Source organism: Qipengyuania sp. (assembly GCF_042095715.1).
Classification (GTDB): domain Bacteria; phylum Pseudomonadota; class Alphaproteobacteria; order Sphingomonadales; family Sphingomonadaceae; genus Qipengyuania.
Window position 1 is genome coordinate 22,169 of sequence record NZ_JBELMO010000041.1, and the last position, 6,257, is coordinate 28,425.

6 protein-coding genes are annotated in these 6,257 nt (G+C 65.6%); 5 read left to right on the plus strand and 1 reads right to left on the minus strand.

The features are described from left to right. Positions 1-10 precede the first annotated feature (10 nt). The 5 genes from ACFDTG_RS10705 to ACFDTG_RS10725 all read left to right on the plus strand — a co-directional run bounded on the left by ACFDTG_RS10705 (position 11) and on the right by ACFDTG_RS10725 (position 5,345). Entirely contained in the window at positions 11-496 is a 486-nt protein-coding gene (locus ACFDTG_RS10705) for a dihydrofolate reductase (RefSeq protein WP_375291036.1), read from the plus strand. Then, entirely contained in the window at positions 493-1,419 is a 927-nt protein-coding gene (locus ACFDTG_RS10710; protein ID WP_375291029.1) for a bifunctional riboflavin kinase/FAD synthetase, read from the plus strand. Before ACFDTG_RS10705 ends, ACFDTG_RS10710 begins: the two co-directional genes overlap by 4 nt. 118 nt (positions 1,420-1,537) lie before the next feature. Next, on the plus strand, positions 1,538-4,411 hold the full coding sequence (gene ileS / locus ACFDTG_RS10715) for an isoleucine--tRNA ligase (protein WP_375291030.1): 2,874 nt from the start codon (positions 1,538-1,540) through the stop codon (positions 4,409-4,411). Next, entirely contained in the window at positions 4,408-4,935 is a 528-nt protein-coding gene (gene lspA / locus ACFDTG_RS10720; protein WP_375291031.1) for a signal peptidase II, read from the plus strand. The genes ileS and lspA overlap by 4 nt, the downstream gene beginning before the upstream one ends. After that, positions 4,935-5,345: a DUF3035 domain-containing protein gene (locus ACFDTG_RS10725; protein ID WP_375291032.1), complete on the plus strand. Its 411-nt coding sequence runs from the start codon at positions 4,935-4,937 to the stop codon at positions 5,343-5,345. The genes lspA and ACFDTG_RS10725 overlap by 1 nt, the downstream gene beginning before the upstream one ends. A gap of 38 nt (positions 5,346-5,383) precedes the next feature. On the opposite strand, the gene ACFDTG_RS10730 is transcribed toward ACFDTG_RS10725, so the two are convergent. Beyond that, on the minus strand, positions 5,384-6,257 hold an 874-nt coding region (locus ACFDTG_RS10730), incomplete at its 5' end, for a hemolysin family protein (RefSeq protein ID WP_375291033.1).

A 6,257-nucleotide genomic window follows, 5' to 3' on the forward strand; every position in this document is an offset into this window, starting at 1 on the left:
CGGCGTGGCGCTGTTCGCAATCTACGCCCGCGCGGCCAATGGCGCGATCGGCAAGGCGGGCAAGCTGCCCTGGCACCTGCCCGCCGACCTCAGGCGCTTCAAGGCGCTGACCATGGGGCCCGATGGCAGGGGGCTGCCGATGATCATGGGCCGCAAGACCTTCGAGAGCTTTCCCGCGCCGCTGCCCGGGCGGCGCCATATCGTGCTGACCCGGCGCGAACGGTGGGATTCGACCGGCGCGGAGCTCGCGCGCAGCGTGGACGAGGCGCTGGCGAAAGCGGGCGGGGATGCCGCCGTGATCGGGGGCGCGGCGATCTTCGACGTCTTCCTGCCCCATTGCGACCGCGTCGAGCTGACCGAGATCCACCAGGATTTCGCAGGCGATGTCTTCATGCCGCCACTGCCCGCCCAGTGGCGCGAGCTGGCGCGCGAGGAGCATCCCGCCCAGGGTGACCGGCCCGCGTTCGCCTTCGTCACGCTGGAGAAGGGGGCGTGAGGTGGCTCGACCACCGCGAGGCCATGCCGGCCAGCCTGCGCGGCGCGGTCGTCGCCCTCGGCAATTTCGACGGCTTCCACCTGGGCCACCAAGCGGTGGCGAAGGAGGCCATCGACTGGGCGCGCGCCCAAGGCCGCCCCAGCATCATCGCCACCTTCGACCCGCATCCGGTGCGCTTCTTCAAGCCCGAGGCCGCGCCCTTTCGCCTGACCACGCTGGAGCAGCGGCAGGAGCTTTATCTCGCCGCCGGGGCCACCGCCATGCTGGTGTTTCATTTCGACGGCGCACTGGCGGGCATGACGGCGGAGGATTTCGTCACGGTCCTTCTGGCGGAACGGCTGGGCGTGGCCGGCGTCGTGACGGGCGAGGATTTTACCTTCGGCAAGGGCCGGGGCGGAAATCGCGAAGTGCTGGAGACGCTGGGGCGCGAGGCCGGAATCGAGGCGCGCGCGGTGCCGCCCGTCATGGACGATGGCAATCCCGTCAGTTCCAGCCGGGTGCGCGATGCGCTGCGCGCTGGTGATCCGGCGGAGGCGGCGCGGCTGCTGACCCGCCCCTTCGCGATTCGCGGGGTGGTGCAGCATGGTGACAAACGCGGGCGCACCATCGGCTATCCCACCGCCAATCTGTCGATCGAAAGCTATCTGCGCCCGAGATACGGCGTCTATGCGGTGACGGGGAAGGTTCTGGCGACGGGGCAGGTCCTGAAAGGCGCGGCGAATATCGGCGTGCGCCCGCAGTTCGATCCGCCCAAGGAGCTGCTGGAGCCTTATTTTTTCGACTTTTCCGGCGATCTCTACGGCCAGGAAATCGAGGTGGCCTTCCACCACTTCCTGCGCGGCGAGGCGAAATTTTCTTCGCTCGAGGAGCTTATCGCGCAGATGGACCGCGATTGCGCCGAGGCGAAGCGGCTTCTGGCCTGACGGATTCCCGCCGATTCGCGAGGATCGGCCCCGGGCTGTGTAGGGGGGTTCCTATTCTACCGAGGGCGATTCGGCCCTCTTTCCTACATGCCTGCTTTCGCCTAACGCGCCAGTTTCCATGACCGACCCAGCCGAATCCAAGCGCGATTACCGCGATACCGTCTTCCTGCCGAAGACCGATTTTCCCATGAAGGCCGGACTCCCGCAGAAGGAGCCCGCCATCGCCGCACGCTGGCAGGAAGAAAAGCTCTACGAAAAGCTGCGCGATGCGCGCCGGGGCAAAGAGAAGTTCATCTTCCACGACGGCCCGCCCTACGCCAATGGCGACATGCATATCGGCCATGCGCTGAACCATACGCTGAAGGACATGGTCTGCCGCACGCACAACGCGATCGGCATGGACGCGCCCTATGTGCCCGGCTGGGACTGCCACGGCCTGCCCATCGAATGGAAGGTGGAAGAGCAGTACCGCAAGAAGAAGAAGGCCAAGCCGGTCCTGTCCGGCGCCAACCGGAACGAGGCCGAAGTCTTCGCCTTCCGCGAGGAATGCCGCGCCTATGCGCAGCACTGGGTGGATGTGCAGCGCGAACAGCTGAAGCGCCTCGGCATACTGGCCGACTGGGACAATCCCTATCTCACCATGCAGAAGGACAGCGAGGCGATCATCGTCGCCGAACTGCTGAAGCTTGCCGAGGCGGGCAATCTCTATCGCGGATCGAAGCCGGTGATGTGGAGCCCGGTCGAGGAAACCGCGCTGGCCGAGGCGGAGGTGGAATACGAGGACATCGTCTCGACCCAGATCGACGTGGCGTTCGAGATTATCGAAAGCCCCATAGAGGAACTGGTCGGCGCGCATGCGGTGATCTGGACGACGACCCCGTGGACGATCCCGGTCAACCAAGCTTTGGCCTATGGGCGGGAGGTCGAGTACGTTCTTTTAGGTCCAGACAACCTCGAACATCCTAACGCCCAACGTTTTCTCGTAGCTATGAATTTGCACCAGAAATTTCTGGAACGCGCGGAGGGTATGCTGCCCTGCAGATACCTTATTCATAACGACTTCATGGGCCAGGATTTCGTCGGCACCAAGGTCCGCCACCCAATGCACAATCTCGGCGGCTTCTACGAAACGCCCCGCCCCATGCTGGCGGGCGATTTCGTCACGACCGACAGCGGCACCGGCCTCGTCCACATGGCGCCCGATCATGGCGAAGACGACTTCCTGCTGTGCCGCGCAAATGGCATCGAGCCGGTCTTCGCCGTCCTGCCCGATGGCCGCTACCGCGACGATTGGCCGTGGCTGGGCGCGAGCGATCTGGATGCGGAGGGCAAGGAACGCCGCCGGAGCGTGATCAACAAGCCGTTCAATTCGCCCGAAGGCCCGATCTGCTCGGATCTGCGTGAGGCGGGTGGGCTGCTGTCCGCATCGGACGATTACCAACACAGCTATCCGCATAGCTGGCGAAGCAAGGCCAAGGTCATCTTCCGCGCCACCGCGCAGTGGTTCGTGCCGATGGACCGCGATCTTGGAGACGGCGCGACCCTGCGCGAGCGAGCCTCGAAGGCCATCGCCGACACGCGCTTCGTCCCCGAAAAGGGCCGCAACCGCATCGGCAGCATGGTGGAAGGGCGCCCTGACTGGGTGCTCAGCCGCCAACGCGCATGGGGCGTGCCCATCACGCTGTTCGTCCGCCCCGACGGCAGCTATCTTCAGGACGCGGAGGTCAACGCCCGCATCGTCGAGGCCATCAAGGCCGACGGGATGGACGCCTGGAGCTACGCCAACAAGGCCGCCTTCCTGGGCGATGCTCACAACCCCGATGATTTCGAGATGGTCAGCGACATCCTCGATGTCTGGTTCGATTCGGGCACGACGCATGCCTTTGTGCTGGAAAGCGGGCGCTGGCCCGATCTGCAATGGCCCGCCGACCTCTATCTGGAAGGGTCAGACCAGCATCGCGGCTGGTTCCAGTCGTCCTTGCTGGAAAGCTGCGCCACGCGTGGGCGCGCGCCATTCGATGCGATCCTGACGCATGGCTTCACCATGGCCGCCGACGGGCGCAAGATGTCGAAGAGCCTGGGCAATACCATCGATCCGCTCAAGACGATGGAAACCTATGGCGCGGACATCATCCGCCTGTGGGCGCTCAGCGTCGATTTCACCGAGGATCACCGCATCGGCGATGAAATCCTCAAAGGCGTGGCCGATCAGTACCGCCGCCTGCGCAACACCTTTCGTTATCTGCTGGGCGCGCTCGACGGTTTCGAATGGGGTGCGGAAGGCATCGATCCCGGCGCGATGCCCGAACTCGAACGCTACATGCTCGACCGGCTGTGGCATCTCGACGTGACGCTGCGCAAGGCGATCCATGCCTTCGACTTCAACGAATACACCCGCGCGCTGATCGATTTCTGCGCGGAGGATTTGAGCGCCTTCTTCTTCGATATCCGCAAGGACCGGCTCTATTGCGATGCGCCGGACAGCGTTGAGCGCCGCGCCTATCGCACTACGCTCGACGTGCTTTTCCAGGCGCTTGTGCGCTACGCCGCCCCGGTGCTGGTCTTCACCGCCGAAGAAGTGTGGGGCACGCGCTTCCCTGATCGCGGCAGCGTCCACCTGCTGGAATGGAGCGAACTTCCCGACTGGCGCGACGATGCGCTGGCCGAACGGTTCGCCAAATTGCGCGAGCTGCGCGAGGATGTAACCGAGGCCATCGAGCCGCTGCGGCGTGAGAAGACCATCCGTTCCAGCCTGGAAGCCGACGTCACCGTGCCCGGCGATGCGGTGCCGGAGGCCTTCTCCGACGACGAACTCGCCACGCTGTTCATCACCGCGTCAGTGGAGCGCGGCGATAGCGACACGGTGACCGTCACACCGACAACCGATCACAAATGCGGCCGTTGCTGGCGCCTGCTGCCCGAGGTGACGGAGGACGGCGATCTGTGCGCGCGCTGCGAGGACGTGGTGGCGGCCATGGACGCCGCCCAATGACGCCGATCGCGCGCAACCGGGCCATCGGCCCCGTGCTGGCCTTCGCACTGTTCGGCGCGGACCAGTGGCTCAAAGGCTACGTCACCGGACCGCTCGGCATCGACAGGATCGGCGACGTGATGGATTTGCTGCCCATCTTCGCGCTCCGCTATACGGAAAATCCGGGCATTTCGCTCGGCATGTTCAGCGCCACCAGCGATGCGATGCGCTGGGGCCTGGTAGCGGTTACCGGGACCATCGCCCTGATCGTGACCGTGTGGATGATGCGCGAGCGCAAGCTTGCCGACATCGTGCCGCTGGCGCTGATTCTGGGCGGAGCGCTGGGCAATATCCGCGACCGTGTCCAGTTCGGTTACGTGATCGACTTTGCCGATCTGCATTTCGGCGATTTCCGCCCTTTCATGATCTTCAACCTGGCCGACGCCGCCATTTCCATCGGTGTCGTCCTGCTACTTGCGCGCGCCCTGCTGGTGCGCGAAAAGCCCACGCATACGGCGGACGAGACCCGCGCGGAGACACAGTGATGACCAAGAGCCTTTCCATCGCCCTTGCCGGCACCGCCCTTCTGCTGACCTCCGCCTGTTCGAGCGGCGGCATCCTGGGCCGTGACCGGCCCGACGAATTCGCCGTCCAGCGCCAGGCTCCGCTGGTGGTGCCCCCCGATTTCAACCTGGTGCCGCCCGCCCCCGGCGCGCCGCGCCCGGCCGAAGGCACCGCGTCGGAACAGGCGCTCGAAGCCCTCTTCCCCGCCGCCCCGCGCAGCGCGGTGGAAACCAGCGTGCTCGACCGCGCCGGCACCGCCGCACCCGGCATCCGCAGCGCGGTGGGCAGCGAAACCACCAACACGGTGGCCAAGGGCACGGTGACGCGCGACATACTGGCCGCGCCCAGCGGCCCCGGCGGGTCTGCGCAGGCGGTCGTCCCCGGAGCCTGACAGGGCCGGGGTTTCGCCCTGAATATCCGACTTAAAGTTTAAGCGTCTGCATCCTCGCCCGCGGTCTTCATGACCGTTCCGGGCGTGTGATAGGCCAGCAGCTTGTCGATGCGGCGCCCGTCGAGGTCCAGAACCTCGAAGCGCCAACCTTCGTAATCGAAATATTCGCCTTCGTCGGGCAGCTTCTTGAGCACCGACAGCGCGAAGCCCGCAGCGGTAGCGAAGTCGCGATCGTCTTCGTATTCGATGCCGATCCGGTCGGCCAGCGCATCGGCTGGCAGACTGCCCGATACCAGCAGCGATCCGTCCTCCCGCTCGACCAGGCCCGGCGCCTCGCCATGGTCCTGATCGGAGGTGAAGGAACCGACCAGCGCAGTGAGCACATCCCCCGGCGTGACGATGCCGTCCAGATGGCCGTATTCGTCATGCACCATGGCCATGGGCACATCGGCCTGCTGCAAGACGCGCAGGGCATCGACGATGTCGAGCTGGTCGGGGACGACCTCCGCCTTGCGCATCATCGCGGCGAGGTTTGGGACACGGCCCTCTGCCAGCTGTGCGTAAAGCTCGCGCACCTTGACCACGCCCACCACCTTGTCCGCCGACCCGTCCGCCAGGGGCAGAAGCGAGTGGGAACTGGCGTCCAGCCGCTCGCGCATGGCCGCCTCGTCCGCGTTGATGTCCAGCCAGTCGAGTTGGTTGCGCGGGGTCATGACCTCGCGCACGGGGCGCTGCGCCAGCCGAACCACGCCGGCCAGCATCTGGTGCTGTTCCTGTTCGATCACGCCGGAGCGCGTGGCTTCGGCGAACAGCATGTGCAGTTCTTCCGCCGTGACAGAGCCCTGCCCACCGGGCCGCACGCCAAGCGCGCGAATCAGGATGCCCGAGGAAACGTCGAGCAGCGAAACCAGC

Excerpts from the sequence above, each read along its gene's own strand:
- ileS (WP_375291030.1), top strand. The coding sequence starts at position 1,538 with ATGACCGACCCAGCCGAATCCAAGCGCGATTACCGCGATACCGTCTTC.
- lspA (WP_375291031.1), top strand. The coding sequence starts at position 4,408 with ATGACGCCGATCGCGCGCAACCGGGCCATCGGCCCCGTGCTGGCCTTC.
- ACFDTG_RS10725 (WP_375291032.1), top strand. The coding sequence starts at position 4,935 with ATGACCAAGAGCCTTTCCATCGCCCTTGCCGGCACCGCCCTTCTGCTG.